Here is a 25210-nt window from a genome sequence, read left to right as displayed (position 1 = left end):
CGTGTGAAAGTAGGTCATCGTCAGGCTCTTACAGCCCAGAAAACCCCAGCATTCAAACAATGCTGGGGTTTTTTGCTTTTGATAAATGGGTTTCTAGAACACATTGCTGCACGTTGACGCGTGCAAAAAGGCCGATCAATGCAATTGCAGGACATTTTGTATTCCCAGGGGTTCGGCACGCGGCGCGTTTGTGCCGGTCTGGTTCAACAAGGTTGGGTAGAAGTTCGCGACCCTGTACAGCAATCCTCGTTCGAAATCTGCAAGGATGCGACCGCTGATTTCGACTTGCACGGCCTGGTTCTGAGGGTGCAGGGGGTCGAGTGGCAATGCCACCTGAAGGCTTACGTGCTGCTCAACAAACCCGCTGGTACGGAGTGCTCGCAAAAGCCGTCCACCTATCCCAGTATCTACACGCTGCTTCCACCTCCACTGCGCCAGCGGCCCACCAAGAGCGCCGTGCAAGGGGTGCAGGCCGTAGGCCGACTGGACCAGGACACCACCGGGATGCTGTTGCTCAGCGATGATGGGCAATTCATTCACCGTCTCAGCTCGCCCAAGAAGCATGTGCCGAAGGTATATCAGGTGACGACGAAGCATCCGATCGATGCTTCCCAGATTGAGCGCCTGCTGGCGGGCGTGGTGCTCGACGATGATCCGAAATCCGTCCGCGCAGCGGCCTGCGAAAGGCGGGACACGCACCGCTTGGACCTGACGCTCACCGAGGGAAAGTACCACCAGGTCAAGCGCATGATCGCCGCAGTTGGCAATCGTGTGGAAGGACTGCACCGTTCCCGCATTGGGGGACTCGATTTGCCTGCCGACCTGCCTACAGGGGGATGGAGGTGGCTGGGTCCCGAGGAGCTTGATCTCCTCTCTCGCGTGGATGGATAGCGCGGCGCTCGGCCCGTTGGCGAGTCAACCGCCACAAGATGCCTGTGCGACCGCAGGAATGCAGCCGAGGTTGTTACGTGCGCGCGCACGTAGACATGGAGCGGCGCGGATAAACTGGCGGGCTTAGCTGAAAGTCGTTCTGTGAAGAGTTTTTCTATCGCGCGTTTGGGGATGCTTCTGTGTGGGGCGCTGTGGTTGTCGGGGCCCGGCGCCGGGGCGACGGTTCCGCCGCTTTTCGTGCTCAATTCGCTCGAGGCCAACGTCAGCGTCATTGATCCGGTCACCTGGACAGAGACAGCGCGTATCCCGACGGGCAAGGAGCCGCACCATCTGTACCTCACGCCCGATGAAAAGTCGATCATCGTGGCCAATGCGCTCGGCGACACGCTCACCTTTGTAGACCCTCGCACGGCCCAGGTGCAGCGAACGGTAAGGGGTATCGTGGACCCCTACCACCTCCGGTTCTCTCCGGACATGAAGTGGTTCATCACCGCGGCGAACCGCCTCAACCATGTGGACTTCTATCGCTGGGATGGCAAGGACCTGGTGTTGGTGCAGCGCGTGGCCACGTCCCGAACCCCCAGCCATTTGTGGATCGACAGCCGGAGTACTACGGTGTATGTCACGATGCAGGACAGCGACGAGCTGGTGGCCATCGACATCGCAACGCAGACCATCCGCTGGCGGATCAAAACCGGAGCCATGCCCGCAGACGTGTACGGCTCGCCGGATGACAAAAGGATTTTTGTCGGCCTGACGGGCAGTGACAGCGTGGAAGTGTTCGACGTATCGGGCCGACATCCTTCCAGCATCCACAAGATCAAGACGGGCAACGGCGCCCACGCTTTCCGTGCGGCGGGTGATGGCCGCCATCTGTATGTGAGCAACCGTGTGGCCAATACCGTGAGCAAGATCGATATGGTCAGCTACCAGGTGGTCGAGTCGTACCCGGTACCGGGAGGACCGGATTGCATGGAGGTTTCGGCCGACGGCCGGTATATCTACGTCAGCTCGCGCTGGGCGCGAAAGCTGTCTGTGGTCGATACCCAGCTCAAGAAGGTGGTGCGTCAGGTCACTGTGGGCAAATCCCCTCACGGAGTCTGGACGCTGCAGCATGCGCCCAGGTAGCGGAAGGTGTTGCAGTGCGATGGTGAACTTGTTTCATCGAACGGCCGGCAAGCAAGGCTCGCAACAGGGACAGCGTGTACGCATGCTGCTGCCGGTTTTTTGCTTTCACATTGTTGCTCCTATAATTATAGCTATCAGCGCTTTGCCAGCAAGCGCTAGAGCCCAAAATCAATGCAAAGGCTCTGTGTACCTGACCCTGGACACAGGTCACATGGCCGTGGCGCCGCTGGTGGCAGATGTGCTGCGCCGCCAGCATGTGCGTGCGACGTTTTTTGCGGCGAATGAGCGCACCCAGGAGGGCGATGGCAGCCTGGGCGACCACTGGGCGCCGTGGTGGCGGGCGCGCGCGGCAGAAGGGCACGAGTTTGCTTCTCACACCTGGGATCACACCTACTGGCGCGCCGACCTGGGCTCTGCACAACAGCCGGCGTTCCGCGTGAGACCGTCAGCCGGCGCGCGCGCGGGCCAGGACTTCGTTCTGACCGCCGCCAAGTATTGCCGCGAGCTGGACAAGGCCGCGGACCGGTTGAAACAGGTCACGGGCAAAACACCTTTGCCGCTTTTCAGAGCGCCTGGCGGCAAGACCTCGCCCCAGCTGCTGGCTGCGGCGCAGTCGTGCGGCTATGCGCATGTGGGCTGGTCTCCCGCAGGTTTTTTGGGGGATGAGCTGCCCAGCGACCGGTTCAGCAACGCAGCCTTGCTGAACAAGGCCTTGCGGGATGTGCGAGATGGCGACATCCTGCTTGCACACCTGGGGATCTGGTCGCGCAAGGACCCGTGGGCGCCCGCAGTGCTGGAGCCCTTGATAGAGGGGCTCAAATCGCGCGGTTTGTGCTTCAAGACGCTGCGCGAGCACCCGGACTACCCGTCCCAGCTTCCCGCACAGCGCCATCGCTGAGAGGCCCATGGCGTTGCACAGGCAAATCACCCCAGAGGGTTCGGCGGCGTCAATGCGATCAGCGCGGCCACGCAGCCTGGCGATGGCGGACCGCGCTGGTTGGGCGGCGGGCGTTGGCTGCAGATTTGAATACCTTCAAGAGGACATAGGCCATGGGCTGGTTGGGCAACTGGTTTGATGGAATCCAGCAGCAGCTGTTCGAGCGCGTGGTGCAGCCGCTCATGTTCCACCTCGGGCTGGGAAATGTGCTGGAGACAGGCTATGAAGCATCGGGCTGGTTGCTCGTCGGCGTGCTTCAACTGTTGGTGATCGTGGCGGTGATTGCGCCGTTGCAGCGGCTTTGGCCGGTGGAGCCCATCACCGACCGAGCCACCATCCGCACCGACATTCTTTACACATTGATCCACCGCCTGGGCTTATTTCGCCTGGGCCTGTTTTTTGCCGTCGATCCTCTGGCCGACGACTTCTTTGGGGCGCTGCGTGTGGCCGGCATCAGCACCTTCCAGCTCGATGGCCTGTGGCCGGGCGTGACCGATGTGCCCTGGGTCAGCCTGCTGCTGTATCTGGTGGTCTTCGACTTTGTGGATTACTGGATCCACCGGGGGCAGCATCAGTGGGAGTGGTGGTGGCGGTTGCATTCGCTGCACCATGCCCAGCGGCAGATGACGGTGTGGAGCGACAACCGCAATCACCTTCTGGACGACTTGCTGCGCGACACCCTCTTGGTGGTGGTTGCGCAGCTCATTGGTGTGGCCCCGGGCCAGTTCATTGCCATCGTGGCCATCACGCAGTTGAGCGAGAGTTTTCAACACGCCAACGTGCGCATCTGGTTCGGCCGCTGGGGCGAGCGCCTGTGGGTCAGCCCGCGCTTCCACAGGCTGCACCACAGCATCGGCCTGGGGCATGAAACCCTGCGGCCCATCACGCCCGAGCGAGCCGGCGCCGATGGTGCAACACGGCAATACCGCACCGTGCTGGGCGGCCACAACTTTGGCGTGCTGCTGCCCTGGTGGGACATGCTGATGCGCACGGCCAATTTCGAACAGCGCTATGACCCCACGGGCATTCGCGACCAGGTCGAGCCCGGGCCGGACGGGCGGGTGCGTGACTACGGCCGGGGGTTCTGGTCACAGCAGTGGCGCGGTTTTCTGCGGCTGGTGGGCAAGGCCTGACGCTGGGTGCTTGTTGCCGCCAATGAAGAGTGGGGGGCTGCGGAGCAGCGGTGCATGCACTCATGCGATCAACCCAGCCCTGCGCATGCCGCCGATGTCCCCGGGTCAAGGGGCGGGGGGCATTTCGGTATGCTTGCCGCCCATGGGACTTCTCTTTGACTCATTCTGGCGGGCTGCCGCGTACTGCCTGCGCCCGCGCGTGATGGCGATGTCACTGCTGCCGTTGCTGCTGATGGCGGGCCTGGGGTTGGCGCTGGGCTATTTTTACTGGGACGCTGCAGTGCGCAGCATGCGCGCGTTGCTCGAAGCATCGGACTGGCTGGCCAGTTTCTGGGGTTGGCTGCAAGGGTGGGGCCTTGGGGATGTCACTTCGGTCATGGCCCCGCTGATGGTGGTGATCGTGGTGATGCCGGTTCTGGTGGTTCTGTCGTTGCTTGTCGTGGCCGTCCTGATGACCCCTGCGCTCGTGGAGCTGGTGGCCCAGCGCCGTTTCCCGTCGTTGGAGCGCAAGCGCGGTGGGTCGTTCGCCGCCAGCATTGCATGGTCGCTGGGCTCTACGGTGCTGGCGCTGGTCGCCTTGGCGGTGTCCGTTCCGCTCTGGCTGGTGCCGCCGCTGGTGCTGATCCTGCCGCCCCTGATTTGGGGCTGGCTGACCTACCGGGTCATGGCCTTTGATGCGCTGGCCGAGCATGCCAGCAAGGAGGAGCGCATGGCGCTGTTCCACCGCCACCGCAACAGCTTGCTGGGCATCGGCATTCTCACGGGCTTTCTGGGGGCGGCTCCCAGCATCGTCTGGGCATCCGCTGCGGTGTTCGCGGTGGCCTTCTTTGTGCTGATTCCGGTCGCGATCTGGATCTACACCGTGGTGTTCGCGTTCTCGTCACTGTGGTTTGCGCACTATTGCCTGGCAGCGCTGCAGCAACTGCGGGCGCGGGCGGGCGGGTCGCCCGGGCCGGCCAGCGATGCGGGCGCTGCCCCTGACAGCCGCCTTCCAGGCTCTGCCACGCCTGCACGTGAATTGCCGGCTCCCGATTCGTTGCCCGGAGCCTCTCAGCCATGATTCCATCATTAGGTCTCATCATCGTCGGCGACGAAATCCTGTCGGGCAAACGGGCCGACAAACACATGACCAAGTCGATCGAGCTTTTGGCCGCCCGTGGCCTCAGCCTTTCGTATGCCGACTACGTGGGCGATCAGCCCGCGCGCATCACCGCTGCGCTGGAGCGGGCCTTTGCTTCATCCGACGTGGTGTTTTCGTTTGGCGGCATCGGCGCCACGCCCGACGACCACACCCGACAGTGCGCTGCGCGCGCGCTGGGCCTGCCCCTGGTGCTGCACCCTCAGGCGGAAGCATTGATCCGTGAGCGCATGCAGGACGTGGCCCGCGAGCAGGGGGCGCCCTTCGAGCCGGACCGTCCGGACAACGTGCATCGGCTGAACATGGGCATGTTTCCGCAAGGGGCCAGCATCATTCCTAATCCCTACAACAAGATTCCCGGTTTCAGCTGCGGCGGTTCCGGCGAGGGGGCGGTGCACTTTGTGCCCGGGTTTCCGGTCATGGCATGGCCCATGGTCGAATGGGTGCTGGACCAGCGGTACGCCCACCACTTCAACCGCCAGCCACAGACCGAAAAGTCCGTGGTCGTGTACGGCGCCATGGAAGCGTCGCTGACGCCGCTGATGGAGCGCATCGAAAAACTGCATCCCGATGTGCGGGTGTTCAGTTTGCCCAGCGTGGATCATCCACAATACGGGCGGCATATCGAACTGGGTGTCAAAGGCCCTGCGTCGGTCGTTCCTGCAGCGTGGGACGACCTCATTGCGGGTCTGCACGAATTTGGTGCGCATTGCGGCCCCGAATTGGTGCGTAACCTTTGATGCCCGGTGCGGAATCATTGCTTGCACCTGTTTGGTGCCTTTCGTGGGGTGGTGGGCGGCCTTAGGGTGCCCGGTGCTCCTAGATAGTGCGAAGCCTGCACTTGGCTGGCACGCAAACTGCTTTTATTTCGCAAATACTTTTTTCAACAAGCGCTTTACCCAGGAGAACCTGATGGCCAAGACCGTTGCAGACGTGATGAAGATGGTGAAGGAAAACGAAGTCAAGTTCGTTGACTTCCGTTTTACCGATACCCGTGGCAAGGAACAGCACGTGACCGTGCCCGTGTCCCACTTCGATGAAGACAAGTTCACGTCCGGCCACGCATTTGACGGCTCTTCCGTGGCCGGCTGGAAGGGTATCGAAGCCTCGGACATGCAACTCATGCCCGACCCCAGCACCGCCAACATCGATCCCTTCTTCGAAGAAACCACGCTGTTCCTGCAGTGCGACGTGATCGAACCCGGTGACGGCAAGGCCTATGACCGCGACCCCCGCTCCATCGCCAAGCGCGCTGAAGCCTACCTGAAGGCCTCCGGCCTGGGTGACACCGCCTACTTCGGTCCCGAGCCAGAATTCTTCATCTTCGACGGCGTGCGCTGGTCCAACGAACCCGGCCGCGTGTTCAGCGAAATCGAAGAGTACGAAGCCCCCTGGAACTCGGGCGCCAAGCTCGAAGGCGGCAACCGCGGCCACCGTCCCACCGTCAAGGGCGGCTACTTCCCCGTGCCTCCGGTCGACAGCACGCAAGACATGCGCGCCGAGATGTCCCTGATCCTCGAATCCCTGGGCATCCCCGTCGAAGTGTTCCACCATGAAGTGGCTGGCGCTGGTCAGAACGAAATCGGCACCAAGTTCAGCACGCTGGTCGAGCGCGCTGACTGGACGCAGGTCCTGAAGTACGTGGTCTGGAACGTGGCCAACGCCTACGGCAAGACCGCCACCTTCATGCCCAAGCCCTACGCTGGCGACAACGGCTCCGGCATGCACGTGCACCAGTCCATCTGGAAGGACGGCAAGAACCTGTTCGCTGGCGACGGCTATGCCGGCCTGTCGGACTTCGCGCTGTACTACATCGGCGGCATCATCAAGCACGCCCGTGCCCTGAACGCCATCACCAACCCCGGCACCAACTCGTACAAGCGCCTGGTGCCCGGCTTCGAAGCCCCTGTGAAGCTGGCCTACTCGGCCCGCAACCGCTCGGCCTCGATCCGCATCCCTTACGTGGCCAACCCCAAGGGCCGCCGCATCGAAGCGCGCTTCCCCGATCCATCGGCCAACCCCTACCTGGCCTTCTCGGCCCTGATGATGGCCGGCCTGGACGGCGTGGAAAACAAGATCCATCCCGGCGAAGCCGCCACGAAGGACCTGTACCACCTGCCTCCGGAAGAAGACAAGCTGGTGCCCACCGTGTGCCACAGCCTGGACCAGGCCCTGGAATATCTGGACCAGGACCGCGGCTTCCTGACCAAGGGTGGCGTGTTCACCGACTCCATGCTGGACGCCTACATCGAACTCAAGATGGGCGAAGTCACGCGTTTCCGCATGGCTCCCCACCCTGTCGAATTCGACATGTACTACTCGCTGTAATCGCCACCCGAGGGCGTTTGCCAGTTCAAAAAAAAGGCGGCGTGTGCCGCCTTTTTTCATGGCGATGCAGCCGGCGTGGCCGGCGGGAGCGGGCGGGCCGGAACCAACGCCCCCGGGCAGAGTCACTGGGCAAAGCCCTGCGCGGGCGTGCCAGTGTTGAATTGGCGATGTGTGGCGATTGGGGGATACTTCCCCGATGCTGCCCGGCAGTGCGAGGAAACCGAATGAATAAAACGCTCATCACCACCCTGATCCTGACTGCCGCCACGGCCCCCGCAGCGTGGGCGCAAGACCGCATCTACCGCTGTGGCAACGAATACACCAACAACGCGACCCAGGCGAAGGAGCGGGGGTGCAAGCTGGTGGAGGGCGGCAACGTGACGGTGGTGCAGGGCACGCGGCCGGCTGCGCCTGCAGCGGCTGCCGCACCGGCCGGCGGGGGTGGCACGGCCACAGCGCCTGCGACATCTCCGGCCAACGCGCCGCGTGTCAGCAACAACGACCAGAAGGCGCGCGACGCCGACGCCCGGGCCATTCTCGAGTCCGAGCTGCGCAAGGCTGAGTCCCGCCATGCCGAATTGGTGAAGGAATACAACAACGGCGCGCCAGAGCGCAACGCGCTGGATCTGCGCAACCCCCAGCGCTACATCGAGCGCACCGCTGAACTCAAGGCCAGCGTGGCCCGCAGCGAAAGCGACATTGCCGGCATCAAGCGCGAACTGGCGCGCCTGCCCGCGCCGTGAGCGACCGCGCAGCCGCCATGAACCCGCAGCCATCCGAGGGCCCCGGCGCCGATGCGGGGCGGTTTCACTCCCTTGACCTGATGTCCACGCTGGTGGCCGTGCTGCGGGCTGACGGGGCCGTGCAATTTGCCAATGCGGCGCTCGAGAACACGCTCGGCCTGTCGCGCCGCACACTGGAAGGCGCCGATTTCTCCACGTTCTTTACCGACCCCGCGCTCCTGCAGACGGCGCTGGCCGGGGCGCGGGGCAAGGACTTCGCCGCGTTGCGCTACGAAGCCAGCCTCAAGCGCGTGCACCAGGAGCCCGTGCCCGTGCACGTCAACGTGGCCGATGCCGAGCAGGTGGGCGAGATCCTCGTGGAACTGTGGCCGCTGGAGCAGCACGCCCGCCAGGACCGGGAGGAGCGCCTGCGCGACCAGGCCCAGGCCAACAAGGAGCTGATCCGCAACCTGGCGCACGAGATCAAGAACCCGCTGGGCGGCATCCGCGGTGCGGCCCAGTTGCTGGAGATGGAGCTCGACAACCGCGAGCTCACCGAATACACACAGGTCATCATCCACGAGGCGGACCGGCTGCAAAGCCTGGTGGACCGGCTGCTGGCCCCGCACCGCCACCCGCACCTGGTGGGCGACGTCAACATCCACGAAGTGTGCGAGCGCGTGCGCTCGCTGGCGCTGGTCGAGTACCCGCAGGGGCTCAGGGTCCAGCGCGACTACGACACCTCCATTCCTGAATTCCGGGGGGACCGCGCCCAGCTCATCCAGGCGCTGCTCAACATCGTGCAGAACGCGGCCCAGGCATTGACCGAGCGCATTGCCGCAGGCGACGCCGTCATCACCTTGCGCACGCGTGTTGCGCGACAAGTCACCTTTGGTCGCCAGCGCTATCGGCTGGCACTGGAATTGCATGTCATCGACAACGGACCGGGCGTTCCCGATGCCATCAAAGAGCGGATCTTCTATCCGCTGGTGTCGGGCCGGGATGGCGGGTCGGGGCTGGGGCTGACATTGGCGCAAACCTTTGTACAGCGGCACCACGGCCTGATCGAATGCGACAGCGTGCCGGGGCGCACCGACTTCCGCATCCTCATCCCGCTGCCCTGAGGTCCCTGACACGCAACCACAGGGAAGGTAAGAAAAACATATGAAGCCGATCTGGTTAGTAGACGATGACCCCTCGATCCGCTTCGTCCTGGAAAAGGCCCTGGCCCGCGAGAACCTGCCCACGCGCAGCTTCACGCATCCGCGCGAGGTGCTGGATGCGCTGTCTGACATCACCGCCGGCGACCCCGCCCGCCAGGGCCCGCAGGTTCTGGTGAGCGATATCCGCATGCCCGGGGGCTCGGGCCTGCAACTGCTGGAAAAGGTGCGCGAACTGCAACCCGGCCTGCCCGTCATCATCATGACGGCGTACTCGGATCTCGACAGTGCGGTGTCGGCCTTCCAGCGTGGCGCATTTGAATACCTGCCCAAGCCCTTTGATCTGCCCAAGGCCGTCGAGCTGATCCGCCGCGCCGTGGAGGAGAGCCAGCGCGAAGAGGTGACCGAAGAGCGCCAGTCCGATGCGCCCGAAATGCTGGGCCAGGCCCCTGCGATGCAGGACGTGTTCCGCGCCATCGGGCGGCTGTCGCAAAGCCAGGTCACGGTGCTCATCACGGGCGAGTCGGGGTCGGGCAAGGAACTGGTGGCGCGCGCGCTGCACAAGCACTCGCCCGTGGCGGACGGCCCCTTCGTGGCCATCAACACCGCCGCCATTCCCAAAGACCTGCTGGAGAGTGAACTTTTCGGCCATGAGCGCGGCGCCTTCACGGGCGCGCAGACGCAGCGGCGCGGCCGCTTCGAGCAGGCCGAGGGCGGCACCTTGTTCCTCGACGAAATCGGTGACATGCCGTTTGACCTGCAGACGCGCCTGCTGCGTGTGCTGTCAGACGGTCAGTTCTACCGCGTGGGCGGCCATGCGGCCGTGAAAGCCCATGTGCGCGTGATCGCGGCCACGCACCAGGACCTGGAGAAGCGCGTCAAGGAAGGCGGTTTCCGCGAGGACTTGTTCCACCGCCTCAACGTGATCCGCCTGCGCCTGCCCGCGCTGCGCGAGCGGCACGAAGACGTGCCCATGCTCACCCGCCACTTCCTGCAGCAAAGCGCGCGGCAGCTGGGCGTGGAGCCCAAGCGCATTGCCGACTCGGCCCTGGCGCGGCTTGAGCAATTTTCCTTTCCGGGCAATGTGCGTCAGCTCGAAAACATCTGCCACTGGCTGACCGTGATGGCGCCGGCGCAGGTGATCTCGCTGCAGGACCTTCCGCCCGAAGTACTGGAAGCGCCGCTGTACCAGCCCGTGCGCCATGGTGCCCAGACTGCTGACGCAACCGCTGCGGCCCATTCGCCAGTGGCCGCTGCGCCGGCTGCGGTGTTTGCCCCGGCACCGGCCACCTCCGAGCGCGTGGGTGCTGCGCTGCCCGTCGGTGCTGTGCCTGCCCCCGCAATCTCTGCAGGCAGCACCGCGGTCGGTGGAGACGCCGCACAGCCTGCATACTGGTCCGGCACGCCCGGCACGCCCGAGATGGCGGCTCCGGCAGCGTCTTCGGCAGCAGGTGTTGCCCACAGCTGGGAGCAGGCGCTGGAGACCGAGGCGCAAAAGCTGCTGGCGGGCGGCCAGCCCGAGGTGTGGGACGCGCTCACGCGGCGCTTCGAGTCCCGCCTCATCCGCACCGCGCTGGTCGCCACGCACGGCCGGCGCATGGAGGCGGCGCAGCGTCTGGGCATCGGCCGCAACACCATCACCCGCAAGATCCAGGAGCTGGGTCTGGATGCCGCGGATGAGAGCTAAAAATGGCCTCAGCGCTTTCTGAATAAGCGCTGATTGCTATAAAAATTGAAGCATCTGGCGGGCAGGCGATCGTGTCGCAAGTCCCGCCCTTCGCATCGTTTTTCGGGGGCATGGGCGTGTCCCCTGCGTCCTACATGCAGGCCCTCCTTGGGCCGACCCGTTGGTCTGGCGACCGCTTCAAAAATGAAGTCACTGTCAACCAACCGGAGAACTTCTATGTCGGATTTCAACGATGCCAACCGTGATGCCAACCGCGACCCGCTGACCAACGAACCAGGCTCCCACCCCGTGGGCACCGGCGTGGGCGCCGCCATGGGCGGCGCTGCTGCGGGTGCCGCCGCAGGCGCGTTTGGCGGCCCCGTGGGCGCCGCCGTGGGTGGTGTTGCCGGGGCCGTGGCCGGAGGGCTGGCCGGCAAGGCGGCCGCAGAGGCCGTGAACCCCACCGCCGAAGACGCGTACTGGCGTGACACCTATACCCGCGAGCCCTACTACGTGCCAGGCCGCACCTATGACCAATACCGCCCTGCGTATGAACTGGGCTGGTCGTCGGTGGGCCGCTATGAAGGTGACTTCGAAGCCGTGGAACCTCGCCTGGCCGACGACTGGCGCGCACGCCACGCGGCCAATGGCCTGGCATGGACGGACGTGCGCCCGGCCACACGCGCTGCGTGGCAGCGTGCTTCCGGTACGGCAGTGGCCACCGACCGCGCCGGCGATGTTCTGGACAACGACGACGTGATCGACGTGCTGAATGACGTGCTGGAATCTGCACGCGATGGCGAATACGGCTTCCAGGCCTGTGCAGAGCATGCGGATTCCGCCCAGCTCACCACCATCTTCCAGCGCCACTCTCGCGAGTGCGCCGCTGCGGCGGTGGAACTGGAGCATGAGATCCGTCGGCTGGGTGGTGACCCTGCCTCCGGGGGCACGGTGGCCGGCGCTCTGCACCGTGGTTGGGTGTCGGTCAAGACGGCGCTGTCGACCAGCGACGACAAGGCCGTGCTGGCCGAGTGCGAGCGCGGCGAAGACGCGGCCCTGGCCCGCTACCGCAAGGCGCTCAAGGCCAATCTGCCCGCCAATGTGCGTTCGCTGCTGGAACGCCAGATGCAGGGCGCCCAGCGCAACCACGACGAAGTGCGCGCACTGCGCGACGGCTTTCAGGGCTAAGTCTTAAACATCCACAGTGGCGGTGCCCGCGGCGCTGCCCACTGGGCGCTTGAAGCCTATAAAGCTGCGGGGACCCATCGGTCCCCGCAGCTTTTTGCTCGTTCCGGCCAGGCAGTTCAGGCCCCCTATTCCAGGGCCAGCGTCGCCACCACCGGTGCGTGGTCGCTGGGCTGGGGGTTCTTGCGCGGCGCGCGGTCTACCGCGCAGGCCGTCACCGCGGGTTTGAGGGCTTCGCTCACCAGGATGTGGTCGATGCGCAGACCCCGGTTCTTCTGAAACCCCAGCATGCGGTAGTCCCACCACGAAAAGGTTTTTTCTGGCTGCTCGAACAGGCGGAACGCATCGGTCAGGCCCAGTGCCAGAAGGTCCTGAAAATGCTGGCGCTCTTCCACCGTGTGGTGGATGGTGTCTTTCAGGCCCACGGGGTCGAACGAGTCACGGTCCTCGGGCGCCACGTTGAAATCGCCCACCAGGGCCAGCCGCGGGTGCGCCAGCATTTCTTCGCGCAGCCAGCGGTGCAGGGCCGTGAGCCACAGCATCTTGTACGCAAACTTTTCGCTGCCAGGCGCCTGCCCGTTCACGAAATAGCCGTTGACGAAGCGCAGCGGGCCAGCGGGTGTATCGAGGGTTGCGGCGATCACGCGGGCCTGCTCGTCACCATGTCCAGGGATGTTGCGCACCACGTCGCGCAAGGGGTGCCGGCTCAGGATGGCGACACCGTTGTACGTCTTCTGGCCAAAGGCCTCCGCCTCGTAACCCGCTTCACGCAGGGCATCGTGCGGAAACTTGTCGTCCGTCAGTTTCAGCTCCTGCAGCCCCAGCACATCCACAGGGTGGGCCGCAAGCCAGTCGAGTACCTGGGGCAGGCGCACGGAGAGCGAATTCACATTCCAGGTGGCAATTTTCATGGTGTGTCTTGAGGAAAGGGTTGCGCGGCACACCGCGCACAGCCAGCGTGAAAGCGGCCGGGCGGGCGTGAGTCTGTTGGGGCATCATCCTAACTGTGCGCCGCGATCCCTTGCGACGTAGTCTGCGCACCCGATCGGTGCATGCCCACGCTGTTGTGTGAGAATTTGACGCCGACAGGACAGGCGCCTGGCGAGTCGGTGCATACAAGGCGGTGCCTGTCGGTCCGGCCCATTCGTTCGTCAAGGAGCAGCATGCAGACGCAGACCCAGACGCAACCGTTGACCGTGGTACCGCTTTCCGGCCGTTGGTCGGAAAGCCTGGACGAAGCGCACAAGGACTTCGTGATCGACCGGTATCAGCGGGTGCTGAACCGCGCTCTCGAAACCGCCATCATCACCATCGACGACAAAGGCTTGGTGACGGGCTGGAACGCCGGTGCGCAGGCGGTGTTCGGCTGGACCGAGCAGGAGATGCTGGGGTGCTCGCTGGGCTGCATTTTTCCTGAAGGCGACGGCAGTGACTGCCTGCTGCATGAGGAGATCCGCCAGGCCATCGCCACCGGCAGGGGCGGCGCGGAGGGCTGGCGCAAGCGCAAGAACGGGCAAACGTTCTGGGCCATTGGCGAGCTCCGGCCCCTGGCAGATGGAGACTTGGCGTCGGGGTTTGTGAAGATCGTGCGCGACCGGACCGCGCACCGGGACACCGAGATCCAGCTTCGCGAGCAGACCCGTGCCCTCGAAATTCTCAACCGCACCGGGGCCACGCTGGCGCGCGAGAACCATCTCGACGCGGTGGTGCAGACCGTCACCGACGCCGGCGTGGCACTCACCGGGGCGCAGTTCGGCGCATTCTTCTACAACATGAAGAACGAAGCGGGCGAAAGCTACATGCTGTATTCGCTGTCTGGCGTGCCGCGCGAGGCGTTCTCGCAATTTCCGATGCCGCGCAACACGCAGGTATTTGCCCCCACGTTCGCTGGCGAGGGCATTGTGCGGTCGGACGACATCACGCAAGACCCACGCTATGGGCGCAACGCTCCGCGCTCGGGCATGCCGCAGGGCCATCTGCCTGTGCGCAGCTATCTCGCCGTGCCCGTGGTGTCGCGGTCGGGCGATGTGCTGGGCGGGTTGTTCTTTGGCCACGCGTCGCCGGGCATGTTTTCAGAGCAGTCCGAGCGCAGCCTGATGGGGCTGGCGGGCGAGGCGGCTGTGGCCATTGACAACGCGCGGCTGCACGCGGCCACGCAGCGGGAGATTGCGGAGCGCCGGCGCGCCGAGGATGCACTCAGGCTGCTCAACGCTGACCTGGAGGAGCAGGTCAGGAAGCGCACCCAGGAGCTGATCCAGAACGCCGAGGCGCTGCGCCAGGCCCAGAAAATGGAAGCCGTGGGCCAGCTCACCGGCGGCATCGCCCATGACTTCAACAACCTGCTGCAGGTGATCGTGGGCAATCTGGAGATCCTCAACCGCGGGCTGCCCGAAGAAATGGCGAGGCTGCGGCGCGCGGCGACCCAGGCCATGTCGGGTGCGCGCCGCGCTGGTGCCCTCACGCAGCGGCTGCTCGCGTTTGCACGCCGCCAGCCGCTCGATCCCAAGCCCTTGAACGCGAGCGTGGTCGTGCAGGGCATGGCGGAGCTGGTGCGCAGGGCGCTGGGCGAAACGATCGAACTTGAATCGGTGGTGGAAGAAGACCTCTGGACGGTGGAGGTGGACCCGAACGAGCTGGAGAGCGCACTGCTGAACCTGGCGGTGAATGCCCGGGACGCGATGCCGGCCGGGGGGCGGCTCACCATAGAGACCGCCAACGCCCATCTCGACGAGGGCTACGCCTCACAACACGCTGAAGTGCGGTCGGGGGCCTATGTCGTGATCAGCGTGAGTGACACGGGCATCGGGATGGACGCGGACACCATGTCCCGGGTGTTCGAGCCTTTCTTCACCACCAAGGAGGAGGGCAAGGGCACCGGCCTGGGCCTGAGCCAGGTGTATGGCTTCGTCAAGCAGTCCGGCGGGCACGTGAAGCTGTATTCCGAAGTCAACGTCGGCACCACGGTGAAGATCTATCTGCCGCGCCGCGAGGGCGCTGCGCAGGGGCACGAGCACGCGCATGAACAGGCGGTGCCGGGCGCCTCGGGCGAGGCGATCCTCGTGGTGGAGGACGACGCCGACGTGCGCGCCTATTCCATGGCGGCGCTGCAGGAGCTGGGCTACCAGGCCACCGCCGCCACGAACGGGCCCGAGGCCGTCAGGCTGCTCGAACAGCGCCGCTTCGACCTGCTGTTCACCGATGTGGTGTTGCCCCAGGGCATGACCGGGGCCGACGTGGCGGCCCGCGCGCGGCAGCTCTGGCCGGACATCCGGGTGCTGTTCACCAGCGGCTATGCGCGCAATGCGATCGTTCACCACGGCCGCCTGGACCCGGGGGTCCAGCTGCTTTCCAAGCCGTTCACGTTTGACGATCTGGCGTGCCGGTTGCGCAGCGTGCTCGATGCGGGCCCGCGCTGAAAGGTGGGGCGAACGGCGAACGGCGAACGTCAAACGCGTTCAGCGCTGGGGACACCCCTCACGCTCGTAGCGCACAAAGCTGAAGGGCAGGCCGCTGGCGCTGAGCGCGGTGGGGCTGCGCTCGGCCGCCGTCCATTCGGGGCCCAAGGCGGGTGCGTGCGCATCGCCTTCAAAGTCCTGCGCGATCTCGGTCACTTCCACACGCTGTGCCATGGTCAGGGCCTGGGCGTAGATCTGTGCGCCACCGATCACCCACACCGTGCCTTCGCCGGGGCATTGCGCCAGCGCATCGGCCAGGCTGGCGGCGCGCAGGGCGCCTTGCGCCTGCCAGTCGGTCTGGCGCGTGATGACGATGTTGGTGCGCCCGGGCAGCGGCCGAAAGCGCGGGGGCAGCGAATCCCAGGTCTTGCGGCCCATGATGACCGGGCAGCCCTGCGTGAGCTGCTTGAAGTGCGCCAGGTCTTCGGGGATGTGCCAGGGCATGGCGTTGTCGCGCCCGATCACGCCGTTGGCGGCGCGGGCATAGATGAGGGCAATGCGCGGGTTCGTTGCCATGGCATGCGGCCCCATCACACCGCCACCGGCGCCTTGATGGCCGGGTGGCACTGGTAGTCCAGCACCTCGAAGTCCTCGAACTGGTAGTCGAAGATGCTGTCGGGTTTGCGCTTGATGTTCAGCACCGGGTAGGCGAACGGCGTGCGCGCCAGCTGCGTCTGTACCTGTTCGTGGTGGTTGCTGTAGATGTGGCAGTCGCCGCCCGTCCAGATGAAGTCGCCCACATCCAGGTCGCACTGCTGCGCCACCATGTGGGTCAGCAGCGCATAGCTGGCGATGTTGAAGGGCACGCCCAGAAAGATGTCGGCGCTGCGCTGGTAGAGCTGGCAGCTGAGCGTGCCGCGCCCGCCCGGCGTTTGCGCGGGCGCGACGTAGAACTGGAAGAACGCGTGGCAGGGCATCAGCGCCATCTTGTGCAGTTCGGCCACGTTCCAGGCGCTGACGATGATGCGGCGCGAGTCGGGGTTGGTCTTGAGCGTCTGGATGACGTCGCTGATCTGGTCGATGTGCCCGCCGTCGGGCGTGGGCCAGCTGCGCCACTGCACGCCGTACACGGGGCCCAGGTCGCCGTCTTCGCGCGCCCATTCGTCCCAGATGGTCACGCCGCGCTCGGTCAGCCAGCGGTTGTTGCTCGATCCGGTGAGGAACCACAGCAGCTCGACGATGATGGACTTGAGGTGGACCTTCTTGGTGGTCACCAGTGGGAAGCCTTCCTTCAGGTCGAACCGCATCTGGTGCCCGAACACGCTCTTGGTGCCGGTGCCCGTGCGGTCGGACTTGTCCACGCCGTGCGTGAACACATGGCGCATGAACTCTTCGTACTGGGAGCGCACGGGGCGGGCGGTGGATGTGTCGGTGGGCTGGGTCATGGGAAGGGCGGGGCGCATCACGGAAGGGCGGGGCAGCTGCGCACCACGGCGTGGAGCGTGGCACGGGCCGCCGGCGGGGTCGGGCTTCAGGATTCTATGCGGCTCGCCTGCGGGCTGCCGGTGCCGCCATGTACGGCCGGAAATATGGGCCAAATATGCCTTTATCGCTGGATGGGTAAGCTTTGTCAGCTATCAATTTTGATTTCTTGTCTGACGCCGGCTGCCGCACGGTCGCCCCTGCGGTGGTGGCTGGTTTGCATACCCAGTTGATGCATATAGGTGTAAATACCGACTCATTGGTGCAATGGAGTATTTATCTGGCCGATGTGAGTACCAATCCGGCATGCCAGCATCGGTATCGTTCAGTCCGTCAATGCCCGCAGGCCTGCGCCGGTGTTGAACGGCAGATTCCATCCCATACCAACGACCGAGGAGACATTCCGATGCCCCATTCCACCCGTGTTGCTGCGCCCCGGCGCCTGGCCCTGGCGGCGGCCCTGGCAGCAGCGCTGTGCGGCACCGCCAGCGCGCAGACCACCGAGCTGGTCATTGCCACCGTGAACAACGGCCACATGATCGAGATGCAGAAGCTGAGCAAGCACTTCGAGCAGGCCCACCCCGACATCAAGCTCAACTGGGTGACGCTGGAAGAAGGCGTGCTGCGCCAGCGCGTGACCACCGACATCGCCACCAAGGGCGGCCAGTTCGACGTCATGACCATCGGCATGTACGAAGCCCCCATCTGGGGCAAGAAGGGCTGGCTGCAGGAGCTCAAGACCGACGCTGCCTATGACGTGGACGACCTGCTGCCCGCGGTGCGCAATGGCCTCACGGTGGACGGCAAGCTGTTTGCCGCGCCGTTCTATGGCGAAAGCTCGATGCTGATGTACCGCAAGGACCTGGCCGACAAGGCCGGCGTGCAGGTGCCCGAGCGTCCCACCTGGCCGCAGATCAAGGACCTGGCGGCCAAGATGCACGACCCCAAGAACGGCGTGTACGGCATTTGCCTGCGCGGCAAGCCGGGCTGGGGAGACAACATGGCCTTCCTGACCACGCTGGTCAACACCTTCGGCGGCCAGTGGTTCGACATGCAGTGGAAGCCGCAGCTCGAATCCAAGCCCTGGAAGGAAGCGATCACCTTCTACGTGGACCTGCTCAAGAACTACGGCCCGCCCGGCTCGTCGGCCAACAGCTTCAACGAGATACTGGCGCTGACCAACTCGGGCAAGTGCGGCATGTGGGTGGACGCGACCATTGCCGCATCCTTCGTGGCCGACCCCAAGCAGTCCAAGGTGGCCGAACACATGGTGTTTGCCCAGGCGCCCACCATGCACACGCCCAAGGGCGCCAACTGGCTGTGGTCGTGGAATCTGGCCATCCCCGCGGGTTCGAAGAAGGTCGATGCCGCGCAGAAGTTCATCACCTGGTCCACCAGCAAGGACTACATCCAGCTGGTCGCCAAGACCAACGGCTGGGCCAATGTGCCCACCGGCACGCGCAAAAGCACCTATGCGTCGCCCGAGTTCCAGAAGGCCGCCCGCTTTGCGGCCGCTGAAAAGACCGCCATCGACTCGGCCAACCCCACCGATTCGACCCTGCCCAAGAGCCCGTATGTGGGCGTGCAGTTCGCGGCGATTCCGGAGTTCCAGTCCATCGGCATCGCCGTGGGCCAGCAGATGAGTTCGGCGCTGGCGGGCCGCACGTCGGTGGACGCCGCGCTCAAGGCCAGCCAGGTGGCGGCCGAGCGTGAAATGAAGAAGGCTGGCTATTACAAGTAAGCGGACGGTCGGGTCGCTCTGGCGGCCCGACAGTGCCTGGCTTCGACAGGCTCAGCCCGAACGGTTGTGGGTGATGCGGAGGCTGTGAATCTCGCAGCCACTCGCCCACACCCCCGCACGCCTTTTTTGCCGCTTTGACGGACTCACCATGAACCGCCGCCTGCTCCCCCGCCTGCTGCTCACGCCGGCCATGGCCACGCTCTTCCTCTGGATGATCGTGCCGCTGGTGATGACGATCTACTTTTCGCTGATTCGCTACAACCTGATGCAGCCGGACCAAACCGGGTTTGCGGGGCTGGAGAACTTCGAGTATTTCGTCACCGACCCGTCGTTTGGCACGGCGGTGGTCAACACCATTTTGCTGCTGGGCAGCGTGATCCTCATCACCGTGGTGGCGGGCATTGCGATTGCGCTGCTCATCAACGAGCCGTTTCCGGGCCGGGGCATCGTGCGGGTGCTTCTGATCTCGCCGTTCTTCGTCATGCCCACGGTGAACGCGCTGATGTGGAAGAACATGATGATGAATCCCATCTACGGCGTGCTGGCCCAGGTGTGGATGTTCTTTGGCGCGCAGCCGGTGGACTGGCTCACCGACCACCCGCTGTTCTCGGTCATCGTGATGGTGTCGTGGCAGTGGCTGCCTTTTGCCACGCTGATCTTCATGACCGCGCTGCAGAGCATGAACCACGAGCAGCTCGAAGCCTCCCGCATGGATGGGGCCAACTACCTGCAGCAGCTGCGCTACCTGTACGTGCCGCACCTGGCGCGGTCGGTGGCGGTGGTGGTGATGATCGAGCTCATCTTTTTGCTCAGCATCTTTGCCGAGATCTACACCACCACGGCCGGTGGGCCGGGCGATGTCAGCACCAACGTCACCTTCCTGATCTTCAAGCAGGCACTGCTCAATTTTGATGCGGGCGTGGCGTCGGCCGGGGCACTGTTTGCGGTGGTGCTGGCCAACATCGCGGCCATCTTCCTGATCCGCATGGTCGGCAAAAACCTCGACAGATAAGGCAGGCCATTTCATGACCGCACGACGCCGTTCCCAATTTCCGCTGGGCATGCTCGCCCTGCGCACCGCAGCCGCGTGGGCCGTGGCCCTGCTGCTGGTGTTCCCGCTGGCCTGGCTGTTTCTCACGGCATTCAAGACCGAACTGCAGGCCATTGCCGTGCCGCCGCTGTTCGTCTTCACGCCCACGCTCGAAAATTTTCACGAGGTGCAGGAGCGCAGCGACTACCTGCTGTACGCCAAGAACTCGGTCATCACCAGCGTGCTGTCCACCGTGCTGGGGCTCATGCTGGCTGCGCCTGCAGCGTATGCCATGGCCTTCTTCAAGGGCAAGTACACCAAAGACATCCTGATGTGGATGCTCTCCACCAAGATGATGCCCGCCGTGGGTGCGCTGGTGCCCATCTACGTGCTGGCGCAAAAGAGCCACCTGCTCGATACACAGCTCGCGCTCATCATCGTGTTCGCGCTGTCCAACCTGCCCATCATGGTCTGGATGCTGTATTCGCACTTCAAGGACATCCCGCGCGAGATCCTGGAAGCCGCGCGCATGGATGGCGCCACGCTGTGGCAGGAGGTACGCCTGGTCTTGCTGCCGCTGGGCATGGGCGGGCTCGCATCCACCGGCCTGTTGTGCCTGGTGCTGGCGTGGAACGAGGCCTTCTGGAGCCTGAACCTGAGCGCCGCCAAGGCCGGCACGCTGGCCACGCTGATCGCGTCGTATTCGAGTCCTGAAGGACTCTTCTGGGCCAAGTTGTCGGCCGCCTCGCTGATGGCGATTGCACCCATCGTGGTCTTTGGCTGGTTCAGCCAGAAGCAATTGGTGCAGGGCCTCACCTTCGGTGCCGTGAAATGACTCCCCCCCGATGCGCCTTCGGCGCCTCCCCCTCCAGGGGGCGCAGCCAGCGGCCCGGCAGAGCCGGTTCCGCGGCTGCCTCGCCTTGCACCGCTGTTCGAGCCACCGCTGCGGGCGGATCGGCATTCATCTGTTTTCTGGAGCACTAGAGTGGACTACCTTCAACTGCGCGGCATCGAAAAATTCTTCGGCGAACACCGCGCCATCAAGGGCATCGACCTGTCCATCCAGAAGGGCGAATTCATCGTCTTCGTCGGTCCCTCGGGCTGCGGCAAGTCCACGCTGCTGCGGCTGATCGCGGGGCTCGAAACCATCGACGGCGGCACGCTGATGCTGGACGGCCGCGACATCACCGACCAGCCATCGAGCAAGCGCGACCTGGCCATGGTGTTCCAGAGTTACGCGCTCTACCCGCACATGAGCGTGTACGAGAACATGAGCTTCGCGCTCAAGCTCGCCAAGGTGGACAAGCAGGTGATCGACGAGAAGGTGCAGAACGCGGCGCGCATTCTCAACCTCACGCAGTACCTGCAGCGCACGCCCAAGGAGCTGTCGGGCGGCCAGCGCCAGCGCGTGGCCATCGGCCGCGCCATCGTGCGTGCGCCCAAGGTGTTTTTGTTCGACGAGCCCTTGTCCAACCTCGATGCCGCCCTGCGCGGCCAGACGCGCGTGGAGATTGCCAAGCTGCACCGCGACCTGGGCGCCACCACCATCTACGTCACGCACGACCAGGTCGAGGCCATGACGCTGGCCGACCGTGTGGTGGTGCTGCGCGACGGCATCATCGAGCAGGTGGGCACGCCCCTGGAGCTGTACGACCGGCCCGCCAACCAGTTCGTGGCCCAGTTCATCGGCACACCGCAGATGAACGTGGTGCCGCTGCAGCAGCTGCCCGCGCCCGTGCAGCAGCAGGCCCCGGGCGGCGCGGCGGGCGGCGCCATCGGCCTGCGGCCGGAGAGCATTGCCGTGCGCAGCACCGGTGCCACGCCCGTGGCCGGCCAGGTGGACCTGGTCGAGGCGCTGGGGGCCGAAACGCTGATCTACGTGAGCACACCCGGCGGGGCGCAGTTCGTCTCGCGCCAGAACGAGCGCACGGGCCTGCGGGCAGGCGACGCCGTGAGCCTGGACATCGATGCCTCCGAGGCGCACTGGTTCGACGCGGCCGGCCGTGTCGTGGCGGGGCAGGCTGCGTGATGGCCGTGCCGTCTCTGCATGGGCAGGTGGCCGCCGTCACGGGCGCGGCCTCGGGCATCGGCCTTGCCAGCGCCCAGGCCATGGCCGATGCGGGCGCGCGCGTGGTGCTGATCGACCGCGACGCGGCCGCGCTGGACAGGGCCTGCGCGTCCATTGGCGAAAACGCGTTCCCGCTGGTGCTGGACCTGCTTGATGCGAAGCAGTGCGCGAGCCTGCTCGAACGCACGCTGGCCATCGCGGGCTCGCTCGACATCTTCCATGCCAACGCGGGGCTTTACGTGGGCGGCGACCTGGTGGACGCCGACCCCGACGCCATCGACCGCATGCTGAACCTCAACGTCAACGTGGTGATGAAAAACGTGCACAACGTGCTGCCCCACATGATCGGGCGCGGCCGGGGCGACATCATCGTCACCAGCTCGCTGGCCGCGCATTTCCCCACGCCGTGGGAGCCGGTGTACGCGTCGTCCAAGTGGGCGGTCAACTGCTTTGTGCAGACCGTGCGCCGCCAGGTGTTCCAACATGGCATCCGCGTGGGTGCCGTCTCGCCGGGCCCGGTCATCACCTCGCTGCTGTCCGACTGGCCGGCCGACAAGCTGGCCGAGGCCAAGGCCAGCGACAGCCTCATCGAGGCGGCCGAGGTGGCCGAGGTGGTGCTGTTCATGCTCACCCGCCCGCGCGGCATGACCATCCGCGACGTGGTGCTCATGCCCACGCATTTCGATCTCTGAATCTCCGCTTTTCCGCACCATGAATGTCATCCTGCACCTGGGCCTGGGCTCGTTCCACCGCGCGCACCAGGCCGTCTATCTCCATGCTCTGCGCCAGCGGGGCGACACCGGCTGGGCCATCGCCGGCGGCAACCTGCGGCCCGACATGGCCGACACCATCGCCGCGCTGCAGGCCCAAGGCGGGCGCTACACGCTCGAAACCGTCACGCCCCAGGGCGAGCGCAGCTACACCGTCATCGAGTCGATCCGGCAGGTGATCCCGTACCAGCCCGACCTGGCACCCCTGATCGCGCAGGGCGCCGATCCGGCCACCCGCATCATCAGCTTCACCGTGACGGAGGCGGGCTACTACCTGGATGCCCGGAACCGGCTGGATTGGGCCACCTTTGCCGACCTGCGGGCCGATCTGGAAGCGGTGAAGGCCGCCCAGGCGGGCCACACGGTGTACGGCGGCCTGGTCAGCATCCTGCGTGCGCGCCGGGCCGCCGGGGCAGGCCCCGTGACGCTGCTGAACTGCGACAACCTGCGCCACAACGGCGAGCGCTCGCGCAGCGGCCTGCTGCAGTTCATCGACGCACTGGGCGATGCGCCGCTGAAGGACTGGGTGGAGCGCCACACCACCAGCCCCAACGCCATGGTCGACCGCATCACGCCACGCCCCACGCCTGACGTGGCCGAGCGCGTGAAGGCCGCGACCGGCTGGGACGACAAGGCGGCCCTGATGGGCGAGAGCTTCATCCAGTGGGTGATCGAGGACGACTTCATCGCCGGGCGCCCCGCGTGGGAGGCCGTGGGCGTGGAGATGGTGCAGTCGGTGCAGGCGCACGAAGAGGCCAAGATCCGCCTGCTCAACGCCACGCACAGCTGCATCGCCTGGGCGGGCACCCTGGCGGGCTACCAGTACATCCACGAAGGCACGCACGATGCCGCCATCCGCCAGATGGCCTACGACTACGCCACCGACGACGCCATCCCCGTGCTGCAGCCCAGCCCCATCGACCTCGAACGCTACCGCGACGTGGTGCTGGAGCGCTTTGGCAACCCGGCCATCGCCGACACCAACCAGCGCGTGGCCATGGACGCGTTCTCCAAGATCCCCGGCATGATCGCGCCGACCATCCGCGACCAGCTGGCGCGCAACGCGCCGTTCGACAGCGTGGCCATGCTGCCCGCGCTGTTTCTGGCCTACCTGCAGCGTTGGCACGCGGGGCAGATCCCCTACACCTACCAGGACCAGGCCATGGACGCTGCGGCCGCGCACGCGATCTGCGATGCGGCCGACCCGGTGGCCGCCTATGCGGCAGACCCCACGCTGTGGGGCGAGATGGCGGGGCAGCCGCAGCTGGTGGCCGCGCTGCGCACGGCGTTCGCGCGGGTTCAGGCCTTCGTGGCCGGGCGTGCCAGCGCGCCGTCTTTGGTGTAAGTTGAACGCCATGACCGTGAAGTCGCCCTCCGCCCCGCGCCAGACCAAGCCCGAGCTGGAGCATGACTTCGTGCGCTCGCCCGAGCTGGGCTACGAGCCGCCCGAAACCGCGGGCTTCATCCGCTGCCTGTCGCACGGCTTTCCCACGCCGCTGGCGCGCTGGCATTACCACGACGAGTACGAGCTGCACCTGATCACGGCCACCTCGGGCAAGGTGTTCGTGGGCGACTGGATCGGGCAGTTCCAGCCTGGGCACCTGGTGCTGACCGGGCCGCGCCTGCCGCACAACTGGATCAGCATGGACCTGCCCGAGGGCGGCGTGCCGCTGCGCGACCTGGTGATCCAGTTCTCGCACGCGCCGCTGGTGGCCAGCAGCGAGAGCATTCCCGAGCTGCGCGAGGTGCTGCCGCTGCTGGAGCGTGCGCGCCACGGCATCGAGTTCTTTGGCATGGAAGCGCAGGCGCAGGAGCACTGGCACCGCATCAAGGCGCGCCAGGGGCTGGCCCGGTTCGGCGCGTTCTGCGAATTCATGAGCGACCTGGCGCGATGCACCGACTTTCGCCTGCTCTCCAGCACCCAGCTGCAAAGCGAAGACAACGACACGCAACTGGACCAGATCAACGCCATCGTGAGCCGCATCACCGACCACCTGGGCGAGCCGCTGTCGGCCGCCGATCTGGCGCAAGAGCTGGGCATGACCGAGAGCCGCTTCTCGCGCTTCTTCCGCCGCGCCACGGGCAACACCTTCACCGACTTCGTGAACCTGGTGCGCGTGAACCGCGCCTGCCAGTTGCTAATGGAGACCGACCGCTACATCACCGACATCGCCTATGACGTGGGCTTCAACAACATGGCCAATTTCAACCGCCGGTTTCTCGACATCAAGGGCATGACGCCCACCGAGTACCGCAAGCAGGGCGTGGGGCGGTTTGGGAAGCTGTGAGGCCCACCGGCCGCTTGACCATGGTGCTCGCACGCGCACCCTGTCGAATCCACGGTCCACCTGCCCAAACCCCTCCCCAAAACGCATCCCAAACCTCACACGAACCCCGCCCTCAAACCCTCCACAGGCCGTTCGGGCTGAGCCTGTC

22 protein-coding genes are annotated in these 25210 nt (G+C 65.3%); 19 read left to right on the top strand and 3 right to left on the bottom strand.

Annotated features, from left to right (window positions below; all coding sequences use genetic code 11):
- Positions 1–138 precede the first annotated feature (138 nt).
- From ACOQFS_RS02645 to ACOQFS_RS02595, 11 genes are all read left to right on the top strand, one after another.
- On the top strand, positions 139–891 hold the full coding sequence (locus ACOQFS_RS02645; RefSeq protein ID WP_421561419.1) for a 16S rRNA pseudouridine(516) synthase: 753 nt from the start codon (positions 139–141) through the stop codon (positions 889–891).
- A 171-nt stretch (positions 892–1062) separates the two neighbouring features.
- On the top strand, positions 1063–2019 hold the full coding sequence (locus ACOQFS_RS02640; RefSeq protein WP_421561421.1) for a cytochrome D1 domain-containing protein: 957 nt from the start codon (positions 1063–1065) through the stop codon (positions 2017–2019).
- Between the two features lie 82 nt (positions 2020–2101).
- Entirely contained in the window at positions 2102–2917 is an 816-nt protein-coding gene (locus ACOQFS_RS02635; RefSeq protein ID WP_421561418.1) for a polysaccharide deacetylase family protein, read from the top strand.
- Between the two features lie 152 nt (positions 2918–3069).
- Complete coding sequence (locus ACOQFS_RS02630) at positions 3070–4089, top strand: sterol desaturase family protein (protein WP_421561417.1); 1020 nt, start codon at positions 3070–3072, stop codon at positions 4087–4089.
- A 142-nt stretch (positions 4090–4231) separates the two neighbouring features.
- The gene (locus ACOQFS_RS02625; protein WP_421561416.1) at positions 4232–5149 is read left to right on the top strand and encodes an EI24 domain-containing protein; all 918 of its coding nucleotides are present in this window, start codon (positions 4232–4234) and stop codon (positions 5147–5149) included.
- Entirely contained in the window at positions 5146–5967 is an 822-nt protein-coding gene (locus ACOQFS_RS02620; RefSeq protein WP_421561415.1) for a competence/damage-inducible protein A, read from the top strand. The genes ACOQFS_RS02625 and ACOQFS_RS02620 overlap by 4 nt, the downstream gene beginning before the upstream one ends.
- A 172-nt stretch (positions 5968–6139) precedes the next feature.
- Positions 6140–7555: a type I glutamate--ammonia ligase gene (gene glnA, locus ACOQFS_RS02615; protein WP_421561414.1), complete on the top strand. Its 1416-nt coding sequence runs from the start codon at positions 6140–6142 to the stop codon at positions 7553–7555.
- Between the two features lie 224 nt (positions 7556–7779).
- Positions 7780–8298, top strand: coding sequence for a hypothetical protein (locus tag ACOQFS_RS02610; RefSeq protein WP_421561413.1), 519 nt, complete (start codon positions 7780–7782; stop codon positions 8296–8298).
- An 80-nt stretch (positions 8299–8378) separates the two neighbouring features.
- Complete coding sequence (glnL, locus tag ACOQFS_RS02605) at positions 8379–9401, top strand: nitrogen regulation protein NR(II) (RefSeq protein WP_421561420.1); 1023 nt, start codon at positions 8379–8381, stop codon at positions 9399–9401.
- A gap of 40 nt (positions 9402–9441) precedes the next feature.
- On the top strand, positions 9442–11124 hold the full coding sequence (ntrC, locus tag ACOQFS_RS02600) for a nitrogen regulation protein NR(I) (RefSeq protein WP_421561412.1): 1683 nt from the start codon (positions 9442–9444) through the stop codon (positions 11122–11124).
- Positions 11125–11340: 216 nt separating this feature from the next.
- Positions 11341–12291 carry a ferritin-like domain-containing protein gene (locus tag ACOQFS_RS02595; RefSeq protein ID WP_421561411.1) on the top strand — a complete coding sequence of 317 codons (951 nt, stop codon included), beginning with the start codon at positions 11341–11343 and terminating at the stop codon, positions 12289–12291.
- Between the two features lie 125 nt (positions 12292–12416).
- On the opposite strand, the gene xth is transcribed toward ACOQFS_RS02595, so the two are convergent.
- A complete protein-coding gene (xth, locus tag ACOQFS_RS02590) occupies positions 12417–13199 on the bottom strand; it encodes an exodeoxyribonuclease III (RefSeq protein ID WP_421561410.1) in 783 nt (260 codons plus the stop codon).
- Positions 13200–13451: 252 nt separating this feature from the next.
- Between xth and ACOQFS_RS02585 the strand changes: the two genes are divergently transcribed.
- Positions 13452–15704 carry an ATP-binding protein gene (locus tag ACOQFS_RS02585; RefSeq protein ID WP_421561409.1) on the top strand — a complete coding sequence of 751 codons (2253 nt, stop codon included), beginning with the start codon at positions 13452–13454 and terminating at the stop codon, positions 15702–15704.
- A gap of 39 nt (positions 15705–15743) precedes the next feature.
- On the opposite strand, the gene ACOQFS_RS02580 is transcribed toward ACOQFS_RS02585, so the two are convergent.
- Both ACOQFS_RS02580 and ACOQFS_RS02575 read right to left on the bottom strand, forming a co-directional pair.
- Positions 15744–16259: a dihydrofolate reductase gene (locus ACOQFS_RS02580; RefSeq protein WP_421561408.1), complete on the bottom strand. Its 516-nt coding sequence runs from the start codon at positions 16257–16259 to the stop codon at positions 15744–15746.
- Between the two features lie 14 nt (positions 16260–16273).
- Positions 16274–17128 carry a thymidylate synthase gene (locus ACOQFS_RS02575; RefSeq protein WP_421561407.1) on the bottom strand — a complete coding sequence of 285 codons (855 nt, stop codon included), beginning with the start codon at positions 17126–17128 and terminating at the stop codon, positions 16274–16276.
- A 443-nt stretch (positions 17129–17571) separates the two neighbouring features.
- On the opposite strand from ACOQFS_RS02575, the gene ACOQFS_RS02570 reads away from it, so the two are divergent.
- From ACOQFS_RS02570 to ACOQFS_RS02540, 7 genes are all read left to right on the top strand, one after another.
- Positions 17572–18906 (top strand): ABC transporter substrate-binding protein, encoded by a 1335-nt coding sequence (locus ACOQFS_RS02570; RefSeq protein ID WP_421561406.1) that lies wholly within the window; start codon positions 17572–17574, stop codon positions 18904–18906.
- Between the two features lie 148 nt (positions 18907–19054).
- Positions 19055–19918 carry a carbohydrate ABC transporter permease gene (locus ACOQFS_RS02565; RefSeq protein ID WP_421561405.1) on the top strand — a complete coding sequence of 288 codons (864 nt, stop codon included), beginning with the start codon at positions 19055–19057 and terminating at the stop codon, positions 19916–19918.
- A gap of 13 nt (positions 19919–19931) precedes the next feature.
- Positions 19932–20771 (top strand): carbohydrate ABC transporter permease, encoded by an 840-nt coding sequence (locus tag ACOQFS_RS02560; protein ID WP_421561404.1) that lies wholly within the window; start codon positions 19932–19934, stop codon positions 20769–20771.
- A 150-nt stretch (positions 20772–20921) separates the two neighbouring features.
- Positions 20922–21965: an ABC transporter ATP-binding protein gene (locus ACOQFS_RS02555; RefSeq protein ID WP_421561403.1), complete on the top strand. Its 1044-nt coding sequence runs from the start codon at positions 20922–20924 to the stop codon at positions 21963–21965.
- A complete protein-coding gene (locus ACOQFS_RS02550) occupies positions 21965–22696 on the top strand; it encodes an SDR family oxidoreductase (RefSeq protein ID WP_421561402.1) in 732 nt (243 codons plus the stop codon). Before ACOQFS_RS02555 ends, ACOQFS_RS02550 begins: the two co-directional genes overlap by 1 nt.
- Before the next feature lie 19 nt (positions 22697–22715).
- Positions 22716–24119 carry a D-arabinitol 4-dehydrogenase gene (gene dalD / locus ACOQFS_RS02545; protein WP_421561401.1) on the top strand — a complete coding sequence of 468 codons (1404 nt, stop codon included), beginning with the start codon at positions 22716–22718 and terminating at the stop codon, positions 24117–24119.
- A gap of 10 nt (positions 24120–24129) precedes the next feature.
- Positions 24130–25062, top strand: a complete 933-nt coding sequence (locus ACOQFS_RS02540) for an AraC family transcriptional regulator (protein WP_421561400.1) — start codon at positions 24130–24132, stop codon at positions 25060–25062.
- Positions 25063–25210: the final 148 nt, after the last annotated feature.

Source organism: Paracidovorax sp. MALMAid1276, from assembly GCF_049198005.1.
Classification (GTDB): Bacteria; Pseudomonadota; Gammaproteobacteria; order Burkholderiales; family Burkholderiaceae_C; genus Acidovorax.
Note: the sequence above shows the minus strand (reverse complement) of the source record. Positions and strands in the feature narration are given on the sequence as shown.

Excerpts from the sequence above, each read along its gene's own strand:
- ACOQFS_RS02575 (WP_421561407.1), bottom strand. The coding sequence starts at position 17,128 with ATGACCCAGCCCACCGACACATCCACCGCCCGCCCCGTGCGCTCCCAG.
- ACOQFS_RS02640 (WP_421561421.1), top strand. The coding sequence starts at position 1,063 with ATGCTTCTGTGTGGGGCGCTGTGGTTGTCGGGGCCCGGCGCCGGGGCG.
- ACOQFS_RS02580 (WP_421561408.1), bottom strand. The coding sequence starts at position 16,259 with ATGGCAACGAACCCGCGCATTGCCCTCATCTATGCCCGCGCCGCCAAC.
- ACOQFS_RS02585 (WP_421561409.1), top strand. The coding sequence starts at position 13,452 with ATGCAGACGCAGACCCAGACGCAACCGTTGACCGTGGTACCGCTTTCC.
- glnL (WP_421561420.1), top strand. The coding sequence starts at position 8,379 with ATGTCCACGCTGGTGGCCGTGCTGCGGGCTGACGGGGCCGTGCAATTT.
- dalD (WP_421561401.1), top strand. The coding sequence starts at position 22,716 with ATGAATGTCATCCTGCACCTGGGCCTGGGCTCGTTCCACCGCGCGCAC.
- ACOQFS_RS02570 (WP_421561406.1), top strand. The coding sequence starts at position 17,572 with ATGCCCCATTCCACCCGTGTTGCTGCGCCCCGGCGCCTGGCCCTGGCG.
- ACOQFS_RS02625 (WP_421561416.1), top strand. The coding sequence starts at position 4,232 with ATGGGACTTCTCTTTGACTCATTCTGGCGGGCTGCCGCGTACTGCCTG.
- ACOQFS_RS02645 (WP_421561419.1), top strand. The coding sequence starts at position 139 with ATGCAATTGCAGGACATTTTGTATTCCCAGGGGTTCGGCACGCGGCGC.
- ACOQFS_RS02630 (WP_421561417.1), top strand. The coding sequence starts at position 3,070 with ATGGGCTGGTTGGGCAACTGGTTTGATGGAATCCAGCAGCAGCTGTTC.
- ACOQFS_RS02565 (WP_421561405.1), top strand. The coding sequence starts at position 19,055 with ATGAACCGCCGCCTGCTCCCCCGCCTGCTGCTCACGCCGGCCATGGCC.
- ACOQFS_RS02595 (WP_421561411.1), top strand. The coding sequence starts at position 11,341 with ATGTCGGATTTCAACGATGCCAACCGTGATGCCAACCGCGACCCGCTG.
- ACOQFS_RS02620 (WP_421561415.1), top strand. The coding sequence starts at position 5,146 with ATGATTCCATCATTAGGTCTCATCATCGTCGGCGACGAAATCCTGTCG.
- ntrC (WP_421561412.1), top strand. The coding sequence starts at position 9,442 with ATGAAGCCGATCTGGTTAGTAGACGATGACCCCTCGATCCGCTTCGTC.
- glnA (WP_421561414.1), top strand. The coding sequence starts at position 6,140 with ATGGCCAAGACCGTTGCAGACGTGATGAAGATGGTGAAGGAAAACGAA.
- xth (WP_421561410.1), bottom strand. The coding sequence starts at position 13,199 with ATGAAAATTGCCACCTGGAATGTGAATTCGCTCTCCGTGCGCCTGCCC.
- ACOQFS_RS02550 (WP_421561402.1), top strand. The coding sequence starts at position 21,965 with ATGGCCGTGCCGTCTCTGCATGGGCAGGTGGCCGCCGTCACGGGCGCG.
- ACOQFS_RS02610 (WP_421561413.1), top strand. The coding sequence starts at position 7,780 with ATGAATAAAACGCTCATCACCACCCTGATCCTGACTGCCGCCACGGCC.
- ACOQFS_RS02560 (WP_421561404.1), top strand. The coding sequence starts at position 19,932 with ATGACCGCACGACGCCGTTCCCAATTTCCGCTGGGCATGCTCGCCCTG.
- ACOQFS_RS02540 (WP_421561400.1), top strand. The coding sequence starts at position 24,130 with ATGACCGTGAAGTCGCCCTCCGCCCCGCGCCAGACCAAGCCCGAGCTG.
- ACOQFS_RS02635 (WP_421561418.1), top strand. The coding sequence starts at position 2,102 with ATGCTGCTGCCGGTTTTTTGCTTTCACATTGTTGCTCCTATAATTATA.